Source organism: Pseudomonas sp. SG20052 (assembly GCF_031766055.1).
GTDB lineage: Bacteria > Pseudomonadota > Gammaproteobacteria > Pseudomonadales > Pseudomonadaceae > Aquipseudomonas > Aquipseudomonas mandelii.
In genome coordinates this window covers 5,855,036-5,873,209 of sequence record NZ_CP134498.1, presented here as the reverse complement: position 1 = coordinate 5,873,209, position 18,174 = coordinate 5,855,036, and the positions used below count along the sequence as shown (strand labels likewise).

At 58.7% G+C, this 18,174-nt stretch carries 21 protein-coding genes; 12 read left to right on the top strand and 9 right to left on the bottom strand.

Annotation, left to right across the window (positions count from 1 at the left end; translation table 11 throughout):
- Window positions 1-49: 49 nt before the first annotated feature.
- The 3 genes from RHP74_RS27020 (at window position 50) to RHP74_RS27010 (ending at window position 1,339) form a co-directional block, all read left to right on the top strand.
- A complete protein-coding gene (locus tag RHP74_RS27020; RefSeq protein ID WP_083375707.1) occupies window positions 50-256 on the top strand; it encodes a 4-oxalocrotonate tautomerase family protein in 207 nt (68 codons plus the stop codon).
- 211 nt (window positions 257-467) lie between these two features.
- Window positions 468-896 (top strand): DUF4160 domain-containing protein, encoded by a 429-nt coding sequence (locus RHP74_RS27015; RefSeq protein WP_311096708.1) that lies wholly within the window; start codon window positions 468-470, stop codon window positions 894-896.
- On the top strand, window positions 893-1,339 hold the full coding sequence (locus RHP74_RS27010; RefSeq protein WP_311096707.1) for a DUF2442 domain-containing protein: 447 nt from the start codon (window positions 893-895) through the stop codon (window positions 1,337-1,339). Before RHP74_RS27015 ends, RHP74_RS27010 begins: the two co-directional genes overlap by 4 nt.
- A 54-nt stretch (window positions 1,340-1,393) precedes the next feature.
- Here the strand turns inward: RHP74_RS27010 and trmA are convergent, their stop codons facing one another.
- Both trmA and RHP74_RS27000 read right to left on the bottom strand, forming a co-directional pair.
- Entirely contained in the window at window positions 1,394-2,473 is a 1,080-nt protein-coding gene (gene trmA, locus RHP74_RS27005; RefSeq protein ID WP_311096706.1) for a tRNA (uridine(54)-C5)-methyltransferase TrmA, read from the bottom strand.
- Entirely contained in the window at window positions 2,470-3,765 is a 1,296-nt protein-coding gene (locus RHP74_RS27000; RefSeq protein WP_010467459.1) for an NCS2 family permease, read from the bottom strand. Before RHP74_RS27000 ends, trmA begins: the two co-directional genes overlap by 4 nt.
- Window positions 3,766-3,980: 215 nt before the next feature.
- Here RHP74_RS27000 and RHP74_RS26995 point away from each other — a divergent pair, with 215 nt between their 5' ends.
- Window positions 3,981-4,439 carry a DUF4879 domain-containing protein gene (locus tag RHP74_RS26995; protein WP_010467460.1) on the top strand — a complete coding sequence of 153 codons (459 nt, stop codon included), beginning with the start codon at window positions 3,981-3,983 and terminating at the stop codon, window positions 4,437-4,439.
- A 67-nt stretch (window positions 4,440-4,506) separates the two neighbouring features.
- On the top strand, window positions 4,507-5,058 hold the full coding sequence (locus RHP74_RS26990) for a DJ-1 family glyoxalase III (protein WP_311096705.1): 552 nt from the start codon (window positions 4,507-4,509) through the stop codon (window positions 5,056-5,058).
- A 6-nt stretch (window positions 5,059-5,064) separates the two neighbouring features.
- Here the strand turns inward: RHP74_RS26990 and RHP74_RS26985 are convergent, their stop codons facing one another.
- From RHP74_RS26985 to RHP74_RS26975, 3 genes are all read right to left on the bottom strand, one after another.
- Entirely contained in the window at window positions 5,065-5,352 is a 288-nt protein-coding gene (locus tag RHP74_RS26985) for a HigA family addiction module antitoxin (protein WP_311096704.1), read from the bottom strand.
- A 13-nt stretch (window positions 5,353-5,365) separates the two neighbouring features.
- Complete coding sequence (locus RHP74_RS26980) at window positions 5,366-5,644, bottom strand: type II toxin-antitoxin system RelE/ParE family toxin (protein ID WP_311096703.1); 279 nt, start codon at window positions 5,642-5,644, stop codon at window positions 5,366-5,368.
- 86 nt (window positions 5,645-5,730) lie between these two features.
- A complete protein-coding gene (locus RHP74_RS26975; protein ID WP_311096702.1) occupies window positions 5,731-6,969 on the bottom strand; it encodes an MFS transporter in 1,239 nt (412 codons plus the stop codon).
- Between the two features lie 486 nt (window positions 6,970-7,455).
- On the opposite strand from RHP74_RS26975, the gene RHP74_RS26970 reads away from it, so the two are divergent.
- Genes RHP74_RS26970 through RHP74_RS26960 form a run of 3 tightly spaced genes read left to right on the top strand, consistent with a single transcriptional unit; the run spans window position 7,456 to window position 10,131 of the window.
- On the top strand, window positions 7,456-8,895 hold the full coding sequence (locus RHP74_RS26970; protein ID WP_311096701.1) for a cytochrome ubiquinol oxidase subunit I: 1,440 nt from the start codon (window positions 7,456-7,458) through the stop codon (window positions 8,893-8,895).
- Between the two features lie 3 nt (window positions 8,896-8,898).
- Window positions 8,899-9,906, top strand: coding sequence for a cytochrome d ubiquinol oxidase subunit II (cydB, locus tag RHP74_RS26965; RefSeq protein WP_010467472.1), 1,008 nt, complete (start codon window positions 8,899-8,901; stop codon window positions 9,904-9,906).
- 57 nt (window positions 9,907-9,963) lie between these two features.
- Window positions 9,964-10,131: a DUF2474 domain-containing protein gene (locus RHP74_RS26960; RefSeq protein ID WP_010467474.1), complete on the top strand. Its 168-nt coding sequence runs from the start codon at window positions 9,964-9,966 to the stop codon at window positions 10,129-10,131.
- Window positions 10,132-10,211: 80 nt separating this feature from the next.
- Here the strand turns inward: RHP74_RS26960 and RHP74_RS26955 are convergent, their stop codons facing one another.
- The gene (locus RHP74_RS26955) at window positions 10,212-11,336 is read right to left on the bottom strand and encodes a class I SAM-dependent methyltransferase (protein ID WP_311096700.1); all 1,125 of its coding nucleotides are present in this window, start codon (window positions 11,334-11,336) and stop codon (window positions 10,212-10,214) included.
- A gap of 188 nt (window positions 11,337-11,524) precedes the next feature.
- Window positions 11,525-12,235 (bottom strand): autoinducer binding domain-containing protein, encoded by a 711-nt coding sequence (locus RHP74_RS26950; protein WP_311096699.1) that lies wholly within the window; start codon window positions 12,233-12,235, stop codon window positions 11,525-11,527.
- A 345-nt stretch (window positions 12,236-12,580) separates the two neighbouring features.
- On the opposite strand from RHP74_RS26950, the gene RHP74_RS26945 reads away from it, so the two are divergent.
- The gene (locus RHP74_RS26945) at window positions 12,581-13,357 is read left to right on the top strand and encodes a ferredoxin--NADP reductase (RefSeq protein WP_010467481.1); all 777 of its coding nucleotides are present in this window, start codon (window positions 12,581-12,583) and stop codon (window positions 13,355-13,357) included.
- 49 nt (window positions 13,358-13,406) lie between these two features.
- Here RHP74_RS26945 and mscL read toward each other — a convergent pair whose 3' ends face one another.
- Window positions 13,407-13,820: a large-conductance mechanosensitive channel protein MscL gene (gene mscL, locus RHP74_RS26940; RefSeq protein WP_311096698.1), complete on the bottom strand. Its 414-nt coding sequence runs from the start codon at window positions 13,818-13,820 to the stop codon at window positions 13,407-13,409.
- A gap of 285 nt (window positions 13,821-14,105) precedes the next feature.
- Here mscL and katB point away from each other — a divergent pair, with 285 nt between their 5' ends.
- The 3 genes from katB to radA are packed head-to-tail and all read left to right on the top strand — an operon-like array spanning window position 14,106 to window position 17,663.
- Window positions 14,106-15,647, top strand: coding sequence for a catalase KatB (katB, locus tag RHP74_RS26935; protein ID WP_311096697.1), 1,542 nt, complete (start codon window positions 14,106-14,108; stop codon window positions 15,645-15,647).
- A 60-nt stretch (window positions 15,648-15,707) separates the two neighbouring features.
- Window positions 15,708-16,250 (top strand): ankyrin repeat domain-containing protein, encoded by a 543-nt coding sequence (locus RHP74_RS26930; protein ID WP_145308797.1) that lies wholly within the window; start codon window positions 15,708-15,710, stop codon window positions 16,248-16,250.
- Between the two features lie 45 nt (window positions 16,251-16,295).
- The gene (gene radA, locus RHP74_RS26925) at window positions 16,296-17,663 is read left to right on the top strand and encodes a DNA repair protein RadA (RefSeq protein WP_010467488.1); all 1,368 of its coding nucleotides are present in this window, start codon (window positions 16,296-16,298) and stop codon (window positions 17,661-17,663) included.
- 128 nt (window positions 17,664-17,791) lie between these two features.
- On the opposite strand, the gene RHP74_RS26920 is transcribed toward radA, so the two are convergent.
- A complete protein-coding gene (locus RHP74_RS26920) occupies window positions 17,792-18,160 on the bottom strand; it encodes a PilZ domain-containing protein (RefSeq protein WP_311096696.1) in 369 nt (122 codons plus the stop codon).
- Window positions 18,161-18,174: the final 14 nt, after the last annotated feature.

The following is an 18,174-nucleotide window of genomic DNA, read 5'->3' as shown; positions in this document are numbered from 1 at the left end:
TGCTTTACTTGACCGGCGTCTTCTTTGATAACCGGCCAGGAGCAGCATCATGCCTTTCGTCAGCGTGCGTATTACCCGTGACGGCGTCACCCGGGAGCAGAAAGCCCAAGTCATCGCCGAGATTACCGACACCTTGGAGCGAGTCCTCGGCAAGGATCCGAAATTGACCCACATCGTGATCGAAGAAGTCGACACCGATAACTGGGGTTATGCCGGCATGACCACCACCGAGTATCGAAAAAACCTGCCGGAATGAGGGTGTTACACGCCCGCAGAGCCGTCCTCGTGACGGCTTTTTTGCGGGCGCGGCGAAAGGATTGCTTACTATTTTGCGCCGTTATCCACCGGTCCAAGGCGAGGCTTGGCGCTAGTCTCAGAGGCGTAAAGGCGATTTGGCGTCGCGCCAATCGTCGGTTTTCCAGGGAATGTCGGGTCTTCGGATTCCTTAACCTAACGGATGGGTTGGTATGCGGTTATTCAGCTACAAAGGGTTTTCAATGGTGATCATGTTGCGTGATGAGCACTGTCCGCCTCACGCACATGTGGACGCCGGAAGCTGGAGCGCACGCTTCAAATTCTGCTTTTGGCACAACAGCGTCGAGCTGTGGGATGTGGTTCCTCATTCAAATCGGCCGCCAGTGGCCGTGCTGGAAGGATTGCGTCACGCACTCGGCCAACCCGACCACTTGCGCCGCGCCCGTGCCATCTGGTGGGGCGAGTTGCACACGGTCTGTCTTGATCATCAGATTTGGGACTGGCAGGCCAGCGAAGTCGTGGTGATAAAAAGGATTGCGAGTACGGCCTGGATGATTGGCTCGGCTTGCTATGAACCCGAGACGAACAAGACCCTGTTGGCGCTGATCGGCGCTCCTGAGGGTGTGGAGATCCAACTATGAAAACGATACAGGCAGGCATGCTGGCCGATCGACCTGTCACCGAGGCCGTGCTGGATGAAGCCATCCAGCGTGGGCAAGTGCGCCAGAAAAGCGGATTGCAGTCGACTTCGGTGAGGTTTGTGAAGCCTTGTCTGGCGGTCAGTTTCATTGATGGCAGTGGCGTGCTGCTGCCCGTGCAGCACTATCCGGAATTTGATGATTTCGACGTCGAGGATTTCGCAAACCTCAAAGTCGGCTTTTCCGGAACCGCCCTGTGCCATGAAGGCAAGGATCTGCACGTGTCCATCGCTGGGATGATTTCGGCGAGCAAGCCGTTGATGGACATGGCTGCCTCGGTCATCGCCTCGCGCAATGGTCGCCAAAGCAGCGCCGCCAAAGCCGAGGCCGCGCGGGCCAATGGCCGAAAAGGCGGGCGTCCGCGCAAGACAGATGTCACCGATTGAGCACCCACAAAAAAGCCGTCGTGATGACGGCTGATTTGTCTAAGCGACTGACTTTCAACGACGGGTCAGCAACACCCCGGATTCCATGTGATGTGTCCACGGAAACTGGTCGAACATCGCGCACTGGGTGATGCGATGGGTGTCGTGCAACTGGGCGATGTTGGCGGCCAGGGTTTCCGGGTTGCAGGAGATGTAGAGGATGTTGTCGAAGCGTCGGGTCAGCTCGCAGGTGTCCGGGTCCATGCCGGCGCGAGGCGGGTCGACGAAGACGCTACCGAATTCGTAGCTCTTCAGGTCGATCCCCTGCAGGCGACGGAACGGGCGAACTTCATTCAGGGCTTCGGTCAGCTCTTCTGCGGACAACCGCACCAGGGTGACGTTATCCACAGCGTTTTCGCTGAGGTTGCTCAGTGCGGCGTTGACCGAAGTCTTGCTGATTTCCGTGGCCAGCACTTTGCGCACACGGGTCGCCAGCGGCAGGGTGAAGTTGCCGTTGCCGCAATACAGCTCCAGCAAATCGTCCGGGCGATCGCCGAGGGCGTCGTAAGCCCAGTTGAGCATCTTCTGGTTCACGGTGCCGTTGGGCTGGGTGAATGCACCTTCGGGCTGACGGTAACTGAACGTGCGACCACCGACGTCGAGTTTCTCGACCACGTAATCATGGCCAATCACTTCGCGTTTGCCTTTCGAACGACCGATAACGCTGACGTTCAGGTCGGTGGCCAGTTTCGATGCCGCCGCGTGCCAGTGTTCATCCAGTGGACGGTGATAGCACAGGGTGATCATCGCATCGCCGGCCAGGGTGGTCAGAAACTCCACCTGAAACAGCTTGTGGCTCAGCGCCGCACTTGCCTTCCAGGCCGCCTTGAGCTGCGGCATCAGTTCATTGATGCGCAGGCTGGCGATCGGGAACGCTTCGATCAGGATCGGCGTGCGTTTGTCTTCCTGGGAAAACATCGCGTAATGCCGATCACCGCCTTCGCGCCACAGGCGGAATTCGGCACGCAGGCGGAAATTTTTCAGCGGCGAGTCAAACACCGCAGGTTCCGGTGCATCGAACGGGGCCAGCAGATCGCGCAGGCGCGTGACCTTTTCTTCGAGCTGAATGGCGTAGGCCTGGGAATCAAAAGTCATGCGTTGAACCAACCCAACTTGATCACAAACAGAATCGAAAGAATCACCAGCGCCGGGTTCAGCTCACGGCCGCGGCCGGACAGCAACTTGATCGCGGTCCAGGAGATGAAACCGAAGGCGATGCCGTTGGCGATGGAGTACGTAAACGGCATGGCCAGCGTAGTGACCACGACCGGTGCGGCGACGGTGATGTCATCCCAGTCTATTTCGGCCAGGCCGGATGTCATCAACACCGCGACGAACAGCAGCGCCGGTGCGGTGGCGAACGCCGGAACGCTGGCGGCCAACGGCGAGAAGAACAGCGCCAGCAGGAACAGGATCGCCACCACGACGGCCGTGAGGCCGGTACGGCCACCGGCACTCACGCCAGCGGCGGATTCGATGTAGCTGGTGGTGGTCGAGGTGCCCAGCAGCGAACCGGCCATGGCCGCGGTGCTGTCGGCGATCAGGGCGCGGCCCATTTTCGGCATATGGCCGTCCTTGCCCATCAGGCCGGCGCGCTTGGCGACGCCGATGAGGGTGCCGGAGTTATCGAACAGGTCGACGAACAGGAAAGCGAAAATCACGCTGACCAGGCCGATGTCGAGCGCACCTTTGATGTCCAGTTGCAGGAAGGTCGGCGCCAGGGACGGCGGCATCGACATCACGCCGCCGAACGGCGTGAAGCCCAATGCGATGGACGCGATGGTCACGACCAGAATGCCGATCAGCACCGCACCGCGCACGGCGAGCGCTTCGAGGGCAACGATCAGGGCAAAACCGAGGGTCGCGAGGATCGGAGCGGGTTGCTTCAAATCACCGAGGCCAACCATGGTCGCCGGGTTGCTGACTACGATGCCGGCGTTATGCAGGGCGATCAGCGCCAGGAACAGGCCGATACCGGCGGCAATCGCTGAGCGCAGCGGCAGCGGGATGCTGTTGATGATCCATTCGCGGATGCGGAAGATCGACAGCAGGAAGAACAGCACCGCCGAGATGAACACCGCCCCCAGCGCCACTTGCCAGGTGTGGCCCATGTGCAGGACCACGGTGTAGGTAAAGAAGGCGTTCAGGCCCATGCCCGGCGCGAGTGCGATCGGGTAGTTGGCGATCAGGCCCATCACCGTGGAGCCGATGGCTGCTGCCAGACAGGTCGCGACAAACACCGCGCCCTTGTCCATGCCGGTCTCGCCGAGGATGCTCGGGTTGACGAACAGAATGTAGGCCATGGCCAAGAAGGTCGTGACGCCCGCCAGAATCTCGGTCCGCACGTTGGTGTTGTGTGCCTTGAGTTGAAACAGCCTTTCCAGCATGTCTGCTCCCCGTGGCGCGCCGGGCGCCGTGAATGTATCGACCTCAACAGCAAAGCACAGACCGCTGATAGCGCCTGGTAATTTTCTGTGGGCCGGAAAAAGCCGCGCATCATACCAGCAGCGTGGGGCTATGGCTGCTTATGGCTGCGATCGTCGTCGATGTTTTGCCGTAAAGCGAAGTGAGCCATACTGCGCGCTGGTTTTGGGGGGGCGTTATGAAGTGCATTAAAAAGCGTGGGATTGCGGTGGTGGGCGTCGCGATGGCGTTGTGGCTGGGGGCGCAAACTGCTTCGGCGGCGATGGCGGCTCCGTTGAGCCAGGTGAAAGTGATCAAGGTCCAATCGCCGGGCTGTGGTCTTGAAAACATTGTCGAGAAACAGGAGCAGACGAGCTGCGACCACAGTGGTCCGGACATCAAGGTCTACGTTCTGGAAATTGGATATGGCAGCCTTAGTCCGCACGTCGCGCTGGATGGTTTTAACGTAGACGGCACCCGGACGGCGGTGTGTGCCTATCAAACCGGCAACCTGAAGGAGTGCGCATCCGGAGAAACAACCGTCGGCTATCTGTACATCTTCGATCTGAAGGGCAAGCAGGACGGCATCTTCACCTTCAGCAACACGTCCATCAACGCGCCCCGCAACACGATGTCGACACAGCTTTACATCAAGTAACGGCTGCGCTCGAACAAGGGTCAGGAAAGCTGACTACTCTTTAAAGATCATCCTGTGGACCGCGCCCATGACCTATAGAGCTTTGATTACCCTCGCCGAGGGCATCGACGACCTGCAAACCGTCACCCTGATCGATGTATTGCGCCGCGCCAAGGTTGAGGTGGTGGCGGCGAGCATCGAGGGGCGACGCATGATCACTTGTGCCCGCGGTACCCGCCTGACCGCCGATGCAATGCTGGTGGACTTGCTGGCCCAGCCGTTCGACCTTCTCGTATTGCCTGGAGGCGAGGTGGGCTCCCAGCACCTCGCCGCGCATCAACCCCTGCAACAGTTGATCAAGGACCAGGCCGCCGCCGGGCGCCTGTTCGCCGGCATCGGTGAATCCCCGGCGCTGGCGTTGCAAGCCTTTGGCGTCTTGCGTCAGCGGCGCATGACCTGCCTGCCATCGGCCAGCCATCAATTGTCGGGCTGCAATTTTGTCGACCAGCCCGTGGTGGTCGACGGCAATTGCATCACTGCCCAGGGATCGGGGGCGGCGCTGCCGTTTGCGCTGGCGCTGGTGGAGCAACTGTGCGGTACAGCCGCGCGGACTGCTGTGGCGGGGGAGTTGGTAGTTTGAAAAGCGTCAGGCGTGGATGGCAATGGGTTCGATAACCGGTTGCTCGCGATGCTCCGCTTGCCAGAGGTCATAGTCGGCCTGGACCCCTAACCACATCCGCGCCTTGCCAATCCCGGCTCGCTCCAGACGTACCGCCAAATCCGGACTGATCGGCGCGTGGCCATGCAGTACGCGTGAAAGATGTGGACGAGCAAACCCCAAGTGGCGGGCCAGCTCTGTGACACTGATGCCTAGCTCGGGCAATACATCCGTCAAAAGCGTTTCGCCAGGGTGTGGCGGGTTGTGCATGGGCATTTCCTGCCTCCTGTCAGTGGTAGTCCAGATAGTCGACCAGTTCGATATCCGAGCCGATAAAACGAAAAATAACTCGCCAATTCCCCGAAACGCTCAGGGACCAATACTCGGCCAATTCACCCCGCAGTGGATGCAATCGCCATCCCGGCAGGTCTAGGTCGCCCGGTAACGCTGCACGGTCCATGAACTGAAGCATTCGAGACAGACGCTTTGCATGGTCTGCGCGAATCCCACGAGTCGAACCTGTTTCATAGAAGCCTCGAAGGCCTTTGTGTTGAAAGGATTTGATCATGGGGTGGAAGTGTAAGGCGATACATTACACTTAAAGCACTATCTATGTATTGCACCTGGTCGGCAAAACTGTGATCGGAACCCGCTTCAGACCTTCACTTCTTCCTCCGACACATGCATGCGGTCGCGATTGGCCAGGGTCGGGAATAATTTGATCCACGCCCCGGTCACCACCAGCGTGCCGATACCGCCCATGACCACCGCCGGCACGGTGCCGAACCAATGGGCGGTGAGGCCGGATTCGAACTCGCCCAACTGGTTCGAAGCACCGATGAACAAACCGTTCACGGCGCTGACCCGGCCGCGCATTTCGTCCGGGGTTTCCAGTTGCACGAAGGAGGCGCGGATCACCATGCTGATCATGTCCGCTGCGCCCAACACCACCAGCACGGCCAGGGAAAACCAGAACGAAGTCGAGAGGCCGAACGCGATGGTCGCGACGCCGAACACACCGACGGCCGTGAACATCACCCGCCCGACTTTGCGCTCCACGGCAAAACGCGCCAGGTACAGCGACATCAGCAGCGCACCGACGGCCGGGGCTGAGCGCAACAGACCCAGGCCCCAGGGGCCAGTCAACAGGATGTCTTTGGCGAACACCGGCAGCAGTGCCGTTGCCCCGCCGAGCAATACCGCAAACAGGTCCAGGGAAATCGCCCCGAGAATGTCCGGCCGACTGCGAATGAAGCGGATGCCTGCGAGCAATGAGTCCAGCGTCGCCTTGCCCTTGTTCAGCGGTGTTTGCCGGGCGGGCAGGTTGAGCATCAACAAGCAGGCAATGAGGTAGAGGATCACGGTCGGGCCATACACCCAGACGCTGCCGAAGGCATAGAGCAAACCGCCAAGGGCCGGGGCGACGATGGTGGCTGATTGTTGAGCCGACTGCGCGGCGGCGACGGCGCGGGGGAACAGCGCGCTGGGCACGATGCTCGGCAGCAGGGCCTGAGTGGTCGGCATCTCGAAGGAGCGCGCAGCCCCCAGCAGGAACGCGAGGATGAAGATCATCTCGCGGGTGACATGGTCGGTTGCGCTGCCGATGGCCAGGGAGAGGGCAATCATCGCTTGCAGAGATTGGCAGATCGCCGCGACCTTGCGCCGGTCATAGCGGTCCGCAACGTGCCCGGTGTGCAGCATGAACAAAACCCGTGGAGCAAATTCCACCAGCCCTACCAAGCCCAGGTCGAGCACATTGCCGGTCAGTTGATACAGATTCCAGCCGATGGCCACGGTGAGCATCTGAAAACCGCTGGCGGTAAACACCCGAGCCAGCCAGAACGCGATAAAAGGGCGGTGATGGCGTAACAGCAAGGGCGCTTGGCTGGGCATCTGAGGGCAGGTCTTGAGCGAGGTGAGGGTCGAGATTATCACCAAGCTGTAACCAGAAGTTGCAGGCTGGGAAAATTTAGTTAGCTAGACACCGATCTCCAAAAACACCGACATTCCCCTTTGGGAGCAAGCCTGCTCGTGATGATGGAGTATCAGTCGACACCTCTGCTGCCTGACACACTGCTTCGCGAGCCGGCTCGCTCCCACCGGTAATGTGTTTCAGTTCATGAGTAGAGCTATGAGGCAACCTGTCACGCGGCAAAAGACCACACCGTCCATCGTCAAAAATGGGACTACTCTTTTAACCATTGCTTGATCCAGATCAAGACCCTTGTGGAAATGATCCGGTGGCCAGATGGCCAGACTCCCTACGTTGTGACGTTTGTAAAAAAAGAACGAATTCTAATTCGCCACACTCCATATCCGTGGGGGCAGTGGGTGCAGGCCGCAAGCCTTCAGCCGGTATTACCTGACAGAGGAAGACTTATGTTCGGTTTGGAGGCGCTTGATCTCGCCCGAATTCAGTTTGCGTTCACCATCTCGTTCCACATCCTGTTCCCGGCTATCACCATTGGCCTGGCGAGTTACCTGGCGGTACTCGAAGGTTTGTGGCTGAAGACGAACAACGACACTTACCGCGATCTGTACCATTTCTGGTCGAAGATCTTTGCCGTCAACTTCGGCATGGGTGTGGTGTCCGGGTTGGTCATGGCGTATCAGTTCGGCACCAACTGGAGCCGCTTCTCGGATTTCGCCGGTTCCGTGACCGGGCCGTTGCTGACGTACGAAGTCCTCACAGCGTTCTTCCTTGAGGCCGGTTTCCTCGGCGTCATGCTGTTCGGCTGGAACAAGGTCGGGCGCAATCTGCACTTCTTCGCCACGGTCATGGTTGCCATCGGCACGCTGATATCGACCTTCTGGATTCTCGCCTCCAACAGTTGGATGCAGACCCCGCAAGGATTCGAAATCATTAATGGCCAGGTCATTCCAACCGACTGGTTCGCCGTGATCTTCAACCCCTCATTCCCCTACCGCCTGATGCACATGGCGACGGCCGCGTTCGTCGCGACTGCCTTCTTCGTCGGCTCTTCCGCGGCCTGGCATTTGCTGCGCGGCAAGGACAACCCGGCGATCCGCACCATGCTCTCGATGGCCATGTGGATGGCATTGATCGTGGCGCCGATTCAGGCGGTCATCGGTGACTTTCACGGGCTCAACACGCTCAAGCACCAGCCGGCGAAAATCGCTGCGATCGAAGGTCACTGGGAAAATCACGGCGATGAGCCGACCCCGCTGATCCTGTTCGGCTGGCCCGACATGAAAGAAGAGCGGACCAAATACGCGGTAGAAATTCCCTACCTGGGCAGCCTGATCCTGACCCATTCCCTGGACAAGCAAGTGCCGGCGCTCAAGGACTTCCCGCCTGAAGACCGGCCGAATTCCACCATTGTGTTCTGGTCGTTCCGGATCATGGTGGGTCTGGGCATGCTGATGATCTTTACAGGATTGTGGAGCCTGTGGCTGCGCAAGCGCGACAAGTTGTACACCTCGCGTCCGTTCCTATATCTGGCGTTGTGGATGGGCCCATCCGGCCTGATCGCGATCCTCGCGGGCTGGTTCACCACTGAAATCGGTCGTCAGCCGTGGGTGGTCTATGGGCTGATGCGCACGGCGGACGCGTCCTCCAGTCACAGCTTCCTGCAGATGAGCATCACGCTGGTCCTGTTCGTGGTGGTGTATTTCGCGCTGTTCGGTGCCGGTCTGGGCTACATGATGCGCCTGGTGCGCAAAGGGCCGAAGATCGACGAAGGCAAGGAAACGCCCGAAGGTGGTCCAGGCAAGAAACGCACGCCGGCCCGTCCGCTGTCCGCCGCCGACGATTCCGCCGACGACGACCACGGTCCCAGCCTGACCAAGGAGATTTGAGTCATGGGTATTGATCTTCCGCTGATCTGGGCCGTGATCATCATCTTCGGCATCATGATGTACGTGGTCATGGACGGCTTCGACCTGGGGATCGGGATTCTCTTCCCGTTCATCCCGGGCAAGACCGACCGTGACGTGATGATGAACACCGTCGCCCCGGTCTGGGACGGCAACGAAACCTGGCTGGTACTGGGTGGCGCGGCGTTGTTCGGCGCGTTCCCGCTGGCCTATTCGGTGGTGCTCTCGGCGCTGTACCTGCCGCTGATTTTCATGCTGATCGGGCTGATTTTCCGGGGCGTGGCGTTTGAGTTCCGCTTCAAGGCCAAGGACCACAAGCGTCATCTGTGGGACAAGGCGTTTATCGGTGGTTCGATTGCTGCAACCTTCTTCCAGGGGGTGGCGCTGGGTGCATTCATCGATGGGTTGCCAGTGGTCAATCGCCAGTTTGCCGGTGGTTCACTGGACTGGCTGACACCGTTCACCCTGTTCTGCGGCCTCGCGTTGGTGGTGGCTTATGCGCTGCTGGGTTGCACCTGGCTGATCATGAAGACCGAAGGCAAGTTGCAGCAGCAGATGCATGATCTGGCGCGGCCGTTGGCGTTCGTGGTGTTGGCGGTGATCGGTATCGTCAGTATCTGGACCCCGTTGGCCCATGCCGAGATCGCGGCCCGCTGGTTTACCCTGCCGAACCTGTTCTGGTTCCTGCCGGTACCGATCCTGGTGCTGGTGACCATGTACGGTCTGATCCGCGCCGTGGCCCGCAATGCGAACTACACGCCATTCCTGCTGACGTTGGTGCTGATCTTCCTCGGCTACAGCGGTCTGGGCATCAGCCTGTGGCCCAACATCGTACCGCCTTCGATCTCGATCTGGGACGCTGCTGCACCGCCGCAAAGCCAGGGCTTCATGCTGGTCGGTACGCTGTTCATCATCCCGTTCATCCTGGGTTACACCTTCTGGAGCTACTACGTGTTCCGCGGCAAGGTGACCCACGAAGACGGTTATCACTAGCGCACACGACAATGGCGCAGGGCTTGAACCTGCGCCGTTTCAGAGGAGGTCAAGATGATGGCTGGCAAACATTCCCTGGAGGAAATCAAGGCGGCAGAGAAAAAACCGCTTTGGCAGCGGCTCGGTTGGTTGGCCTTGATTTGGGTCGGTAGCGTGGGGGCCCTGTTTATCGTGGCCAGCCTGATGCGCATGTTCATGAACGCCGCAGGTCTGTCCACGCACTGAAACACCCGACATTCCCATCCCCGTTGCCTTGCGGCACGGATTCAAACCCTCCTGTCACGGAGGGTTTTTTTTACCTGCGATTATTTGCGGGCTTTGAGAATGACGAATTTCGGCGTGGCCGTCACTTGCTCGACGCCACGGAACAGCCGCGCGAGCTTGCTGTGGTAACCCAGGTGACGGTTGCCGACGATGTACAGCGCACCGCCGGTTACCAGAGCTTCGCGCGCTTGCTGGAACATCCGCCAGGCGAGAAAGTCGCCTACGACTTGTTGCTGGTGAAACGGTGGATTGCACAGCACAACGTCCAGCGATTGCGGTTCTTGTCCGGCCAGGCCATCGTCGGCGCGGACGATCACGTCACGATCACCCAGAGCTGCGCGCCAGTTTTCGGCGGCCGATTGCACCGCCATGAATGACTCGTCCACCAGCGTGTAATGGGCCTCAGGGTTTTGCAGAGCGCTGGCGATTGCCAGTACGCCGTTACCACAACCGAGATCGGCAACGCGCGCTGTCCCGAGGTTCTGTGGCAAGTGTGGAAGAAATGCTCGAGTGCCGATGTCCAGCCCTTCGCGGCAGAACACATTGGCGTGGTTCAGCAGTTCGATCGCCGGTGTGTCGAGTTGATAGCGTGAAGGGTAGGGCGACACGGCAGGGCTTTTGGCTTCAGGCGTTGCGATCAGCAGCCGGGCTTTTTTCACCGCCAACGAGGCTTGCACCGGGCCGATGTAACGCTCCAGCAGATCACCGGCGGCACGGGGCAGATGCTTGACCATCGCTGCTGCAATCACCTGAGCACCCGGGGCCAGTTGGCTTTGCAGGCGAATCAGTTGCTCTTCCAGCAAGGCCAGGGTTTTCGGCACCCGGATCAACACGCGGTCAAACGGCCCCGCAAAGGCTTCGTTGGCCGGTACGCTCGGCACGGCATCAAAGGCCTGGCCGTTGCGGATCAGATTCTTTTCCAGGCCCTGGAAGGCCAGAAACGAGTCGCCGCTGCTGGTCACCACAACGTGCCCCGCCAGGCTCGCGGCCAACGCGCCGAAGCTATCGTTGAGCACCAGCACGCGGGTGTCCGCGGCCGGTTGCTGCTCGGCCAGATAATTGAGCATGTACTCGTCTGCGGCATCGAAAGCTTGCAGTGGTTCGTTCTGCTGTTCTGGCTGACGGATCAGATCGAGTTGGGCGAAGGGCGTTTCGAGCAGGGGCATGAGGCGGGGCTCTGGGTAGTCAACGGGTGTGGTGTCCCGCTGCCTGAAGCGTTGTAGCGGGCGGGACCGTCCGAGTGGACTGCGACGTAATGGTGCATTCGTCAACACTCTGGAGGAGCCGCAAATGGTACGTTTTTTTCTTTTGGATTACCCGCAGGTTTTTCCTCCTGGGTATTCAGGCGTACTGCTCAGATCAAGCACGCCCTGGTGGCTGCGACCACTGCCGCAAGCTTGTTGTTGACGCCCAGTTTCATTATCACTCGGTGAATATGAAAATTTGTGGTGCGTTCAGTGATGCATAGGATGATGCCTATCTCGTAGGCGGTTTTGCCATCGGCTGACAGTTTCAATATCTCGATCTCGCGTGCCGATAAATGCGGTTTGCAGTAATCCTTCACGCGATCAGGCAATTTTTTAGCGACGAGCCCATGCAGGTGGTTGCTGATGAACATCGTGTAGCCCAGTTTTTCATACCATTCATAGGGGGTGATGGGGCCGTCGCTTCTTGCCAGGCTGAGCATGCTGCGCAGCCCGTTGTCGCCATGGAGCGATTGCGACCAGCCATACTGCAAACCGAGTTGTTTCTGTGCTTGCCACAGCGTTGGTGTCTTCGAATAAACCTTCTCTTCCCATAAAATGGGCATTGTTGAATGATTGCAATGAGCTACTACTGGGTCTATTTCTCTGAAGTGATTTTGTTCATATTCCGCGTTCCAGCTACTTGGGTAGTTGTTGAAATTCACACTATCGAAGTGTGGGCCTCGTAAGTGAGAAGTGATTGAAAATGCACAAAAATTAAAGCCAAGGCTTTTGACGAAATCCAGTGATATCTCATAAGCATCTCCAACGTCTCTCGCTTCAGATATCTGTCTTAAACGTGATTCCTTCCACATTTCCATTGGCGTAACTCCATACTGGGTATCTGGGGGTGCACATTGGATCCGAAATCCGGCACGTCACGAGTGTAGGAGTATTCCTACGAAGAGGCTGCAATTTTTTTGCTCTTGAAAAGGTTGAAAAGTAAATAACTGGTTCTTAGTCAGGATTAACAAACGTTATATGTGGTACCTAATGCTTCTATTGAATTTTGTGTTGTACCCTTTGGTTAGTGTGACAGGAGGGGCACTTACAATCGCATCAGTAACCCCAGAACATGGGTGCCTCGTCTAAAGCCACTACAAATCACCGGTGTTTACATCACTCGCTTTGCGGGACACTGGGGCATCTGTTGAATGGAGCACCCCATGACCGCCAGCGCAGAAAAATTCACTCGCCAGACCCTGACCGACGTTCAGCCGTTGACCCCCAACCTGTTCACGTTGCGGGCCACCCGAGACCCCGGTTTTCGTTTTCGGGCGGGGCAATTTGCCCGGTTGGGCGTTACCCGGACCGATGGCAGCACGGTATGGCGCGCCTATTCAATGGTCTCCTCGCCCCATGACGAATTTCTCGAGTTCTTTTCCATCGTGGTGCCAGGCGGGGAGTTCACCAGCGAACTGAGTCGGCTGGAGGTCGGCGATACGCTGTTGGTGGACCGTCAGGCCTTCGGCTACCTGACGCTGGATCGTTTCGTCGACGGTCGTGATCTCTGGTTGCTATCCACTGGCACCGGCGTGGCGCCATTTTTGTCGATCCTGCAGGACTTTGAGGTGTGGGAGAAATTCGAGCGGATCATCCTGGTGTACAGCGTAAGGGAAGCCCGCGAGCTGGCTTATCAGGCGCTGATCGCGGGGCTGGCGCAGCGCGACTATCTGGCCGAATACGCGCACAAGTTGCAGTTCATCGCGACCGTCACGCGCGAGGAGCACCCCGGCGCCCTTAACGGGCGAATCACGACGCTGATAGACAACGGAGAACTGGAGCGGGTGGCGGGGGTGGCGCTGACGCCCGAGCACTCGCGGGTCATGCTCTGCGGCAACCCCCAGATGATCGATGACACACGCAAGCTGCTCAAGCAGCGGGACATGCACTTGAGCCTCAGTCGACGACCCGGCCAAGTGGCGGTGGAGAACTTCTGGTAAAAAAAAAACGGCGCCCCGAAGGCGCCGTTCTTTTGTACGCAACCAGCCTTCAGGGCTGATTGTTCTGGGCCTTGAGCAGGTCACGGATCTCGCTCAACAGCTCTTCTTCCTTGGTTGGAGCCGGCGGCAGGGTGGGCGCCACGGCCTCCTCGCGTTTCAGACGGTTGATGGCTTTGACGCCCATGAAGATCGCGAAGGCGACGATGATGAAGTCGATCAGGCTCTGGATGAACTTGCCGTAGGCCAGCACCACCGCTGGGATATCGCCGTTGGCTGCCTTGAGGGTAACCGCCAGGTCACTGAAGTCCACCCCACCGATCAGCAGGCCGATTGGCGGCATCACCACGTCGCCGACAAACGATGAAACGATCTTGCCGAACGCGGCGCCGATGATGATACCAACGGCCATGTCGACCACATTACCTTTGACCGCGAAGGCCTTGAACTCACTTATCACGCCCATAGGTTATTTCCTTGTTACAGATGAGGTTGGTGAACGCAGTGTAAATCAGCAAATCCTGTCCTGCTCGAAACGCCTTCTTACAATGCCCATGTTTATCGACACATTTGCAGGCATTTAGTTTGCAAAGTGCCAGCAATCGCGCGCGAACTACGCGCTAACAGGCTGATTAGCCACACAATTCTCTGAATCATCGCATTACGTTCTTTCTATTTATGTTCTGCGCTCCGGGCCTCTAGCCTCTGGGCAGCGCACTTGGAGTGCGCCTTGAAAACAGAGGAACCTGATATGACTTCGACCCTTGGCCTTGGGGCTTTCCCCCATCGGCGTACCCTTGGCGTATTAACCGCCAGCCTGCTGACCTTCTCCGTCCACGCTGCCCCCCTGACCCGCGATAACGGTGCTGCCGTCGGCGACAACCAGAATTCGCAAACCGCCGGTGCCAATGGCCCGGTGCTGCTACAGGACGTGCAACTGATCCAGAAGCTCCAACGCTTTGATCGCGAGCGCATTCCCGAGCGCGTCGTGCATGCCCGCGGCACCGGTGCCCACGGCACCTTTACCGTGACGGACGACCTGAGTGACCTGACCAAGGCCAAGGTATTCGCTGGCGGTCAAAGCACGCCGGTGTTTGTGCGTTTCTCGGCGGTCGTCCACGGCAACCATTCGCCAGAAACCCTGCGTGATCCCCGTGGCTTTGCCACCAAGTTCTATACGGCGGACGGCAACTGGGACCTGGTCGGCAACAATTTTCCGACCTTTTTCATTCGTGATGCCATCAAATTCCCGGACATGGTCCACGCCTTCAAGCCGGACCCACGTACCAACCTGGACGATGATGCCCGCCGCTTCGATTTCTTTTCCCATGTTCCAGAAGCCACTCGCACGCTGACGGAGTTGTATTCCAATTCCGGTACACCCGCCAGTTATCGGGAAATGGACGGTAACGGTGTTCATGCTTACAAGTTAGTTAATGCCAAGGGTGAAGTTCACTACGTGAAGTTTCACTGGAAAAGTCTGCAGGGGATTAATAACCTCGATCCAAAAGCAGTAACCAACGTTCAAGGTCGAGACTACAGTCATATGACTAATGATTTGGTGTCTCATATTAACAAGGGTAACTTTCCAAAATGGGACTTGTACGTCCAGGTGTTAAATCCTAAAGACTTGTACAAGTTTGATTTCGATCCATTGGACGCAACCAAAATCTGGCCCGGAGTTCCTGAACGAAAAGTTGGACAAATGGTGTTGAACCGAAATCCGGCAAATGTCTTCCAGGAAACAGAACAAGTTGCCATGGCACCGGCCAATCTTGTTCCAGGCATCGAACCTTCCGAAGATCGCTTATTACAAGGACGGGTGTTCTCTTATGCCGATACTCAACTGTATCGCCTGGGCGCCAATGCGCTGCAATTGCCAATCAATGCACCCAAGGTCGCCGTGAACAACGGTAATCAGGATGGCGCGATGAACATCGGCCATAGCAGCAGCGGCGTGAATTATCAGCCGAGCCGTTTGCTACCTCGTGACGAGCCGCAAACCGCACGTTACAGCCAGTCGGCCCTGTCGGGCAGCACGCAGCAGGCGAAGATCCAGCGTGAGCAGAACTTCAAGCAAGCCGGCGATCTGTATCGCTCGTTCAGCAAGAAAGAACGCAAGGACCTGATCGAGAGCTTCGGCGGCTCACTGGCCACCACCGATGACGAGAGCAAGCACATCATCCTGTCCTTCCTTTATAAGGCCGACCCGGAATACGGGAGCGGCGTGACCAAGGTGGCCAAGGGTGATCTGGGCCGGGTCAAGGCACTGGCGGCCAAACTGGCGGACTGATCGCATTTGCCTGAAAAAGCGGGGCCTCTGACGAGGTCCCGTCAGACCAAGGAGCTTGCCATGCGTTTTTGTCTATCGCTGTTTCTGGCGTGCGTGTCGTTCAGCGTATTCGGCGCGCCGGCCGAAGATCCCGCAGCGCTGAAGGCTCAACTGAAAAATTATTACTTCGACGCCGCCCGCCGTGGCGATGTGCCGATGCTCGATACCTTCATTGAGGCCGGTTACGCCCTCGATACCCGCGACAGCAAGGGTTACACCGCGCTGATTCTTGCGGCCTATCATGGCCAGACAGCCGCCGTGGACCGTTTGCTCGCGGCCGGGGCCGACGCCTGCGCGCAGGATCAGCGCGGCAACACCGCCCTGATGGGCGCCATTTTCAAGGGCGAAATCCAGATCGCCAAAACCCTGTTGGCCGCCCATTGCAGCCCCGACCAACGTAACGGCGCTGGCCAGACGGCCGCGATGTACGCGGGACTGTTCAAGCGAGTCGAATTGCTGGATGAGCTCAAGGCCAAGGGCGCCGACCTGAATGCCGAAGATCCGTTGGGCAACAGCGCCGCGCGTCTGGCCAACGGTGAAATCCGCACAGCGGTGCCGCGCTGATCCGCGTCAGCTGAGCTATCATCGCGGTTTTTGCCGGGAGTTCAGATGGCCAAGGCCAAGCGCATGTACGGCTGCACCGAGTGCGGCTCAACCTTCCCCAAGTGGGCCGGCCAGTGCGGCGAGTGCGGGGCCTGGAACACGCTGACCGAAACCATGGTCGAGAGCGGCGGCGCCGCAGCACCCAGCGGTCGCACCGGTTGGACCGGCCAGCAGGCTCAGATCAAGACCCTGGCCGAAGTCAGCGTCGAAGAGATTCCGCGCTTCTCTACCGCGTCCAGCGAACTCGATCGGGTGTTGGGCGGTGGCCTGGTGGATGGTTCGGTGGTGCTGATCGGCGGTGATCCGGGCATCGGCAAGTCGACCATTCTCCTGCAAACCTTGTGCAACCTCGCCAAAGTCATGCCGGCGCTGTACGTCACCGGTGAAGAATCCCAGCAGCAGGTGGCCATGCGCGCCCGACGTCTGGGCCTGCCGCAGGATCAACTGCGGGTGATGACCGAAACCTGCATCGAAACCATCATTGCCACCGCCCGGGTCGAAAAGCCCAAGGTCATGGTGATCGACTCCATTCAGACCATCTTCACCGAACAACTGCAATCGGCACCGGGCGGCGTGTCGCAGGTGAGGGAAAGTGCCGCGTTGCTGGTGCGGTATGCCAAGCAGAGCGGCACAGCGATTTTCCTGGTCGGCCACGTGACAAAAGAAGGCGCCTTGGCCGGGCCGCGCGTGCTGGAGCACATGGTCGATACGGTGCTGTATTTCGAAGGCGAATCCGATGGACGGCTGCGTCTGTTGCGCGCGGTGAAAAACCGTTTCGGCGCTGTCAACGAGTTGGGCGTTTTCGGCATGACCGACAAGGGCCTGAAAGAAGTCTCCAACCCGTCAGCGATTTTTCTCACTCGTGCGCAAGAAGAAGTTCCCGGCAGCGTGGTCATGGCGACGTGGGAAGGAACGCGGCCGATGCTGGTGGAAGTCCAGGCGCTGGTGGATGACAGCCATTTGGCGAACCCGCGCCGGGTCACGCTGGGGCTGGATCAGAATCGTCTGGCGATGTTGCTGGCGGTACTGCATCGTCACGGCGGGATTCCGACCCACGATCAGGACGTCTTCCTCAACGTGGTCGGCGGGGTGAAGGTACTGGAAACGGCCTCCGACCTGGCGTTGATGGCCGCGGTCATGTCCAGTTTGCGCAACCGTCCGCTGCCCCATGATTTGCTAGTGTTCGGTGAAGTCGGGCTGTCGGGCGAAGTGCGCCCGGTGCCGAGTGGCCAGGAACGCTTGAAGGAAGCCGCCAAGCACGGCTTCAAACGCGCCATCGTGCCCAAGGGCAATGCGCCCAAGGAGGCGCCGCCGGGGTTGCAGATTATTGCCGTGACCCGTCTGGAGCAGGCCCTCGACGCATTGTTCGAGTAGTCGCAGGCAGCGCACAATCCTGTGGGAGCTAGCCTGCTCGCGATAGCGATCTGACATTCAACATTTATGTCGACTGGCATACCGCTATCGCGAGCAGGCTCGCTTCACATTGGATCAGTGTCGAGTCTTCAGACTTCTATGAGCGCGCCCAATTCGCGCTCCAGTTCCTTGGGATCCCCCAGGTTGAACTCGATCAACCGCCGCAGGCGTTCAATCGATTCCAGGCTGATGTGCTTGCAGACGAACCCGAGTTGACCATGATCATCGTGGGTCAACATCACATCCATCTTGATCTCGACGTCTTCGTTAAGATGAATATCCACTAGGAAATGCCAGTCCGGATTACCCAGCCACGGCTCGGGCTTCTCGATCAGCAGTCCCTTGAGTGACAGGTCGATCAGCTTTACCGGCCAGATGAACTCTCCCTGGCTCAGCTCTGTTCTGGCATCGAACGCAATACGTTTGAAGCGGCGGCGATCGGCGGGGAGCTCACTCATGGCGCAATCCTCTT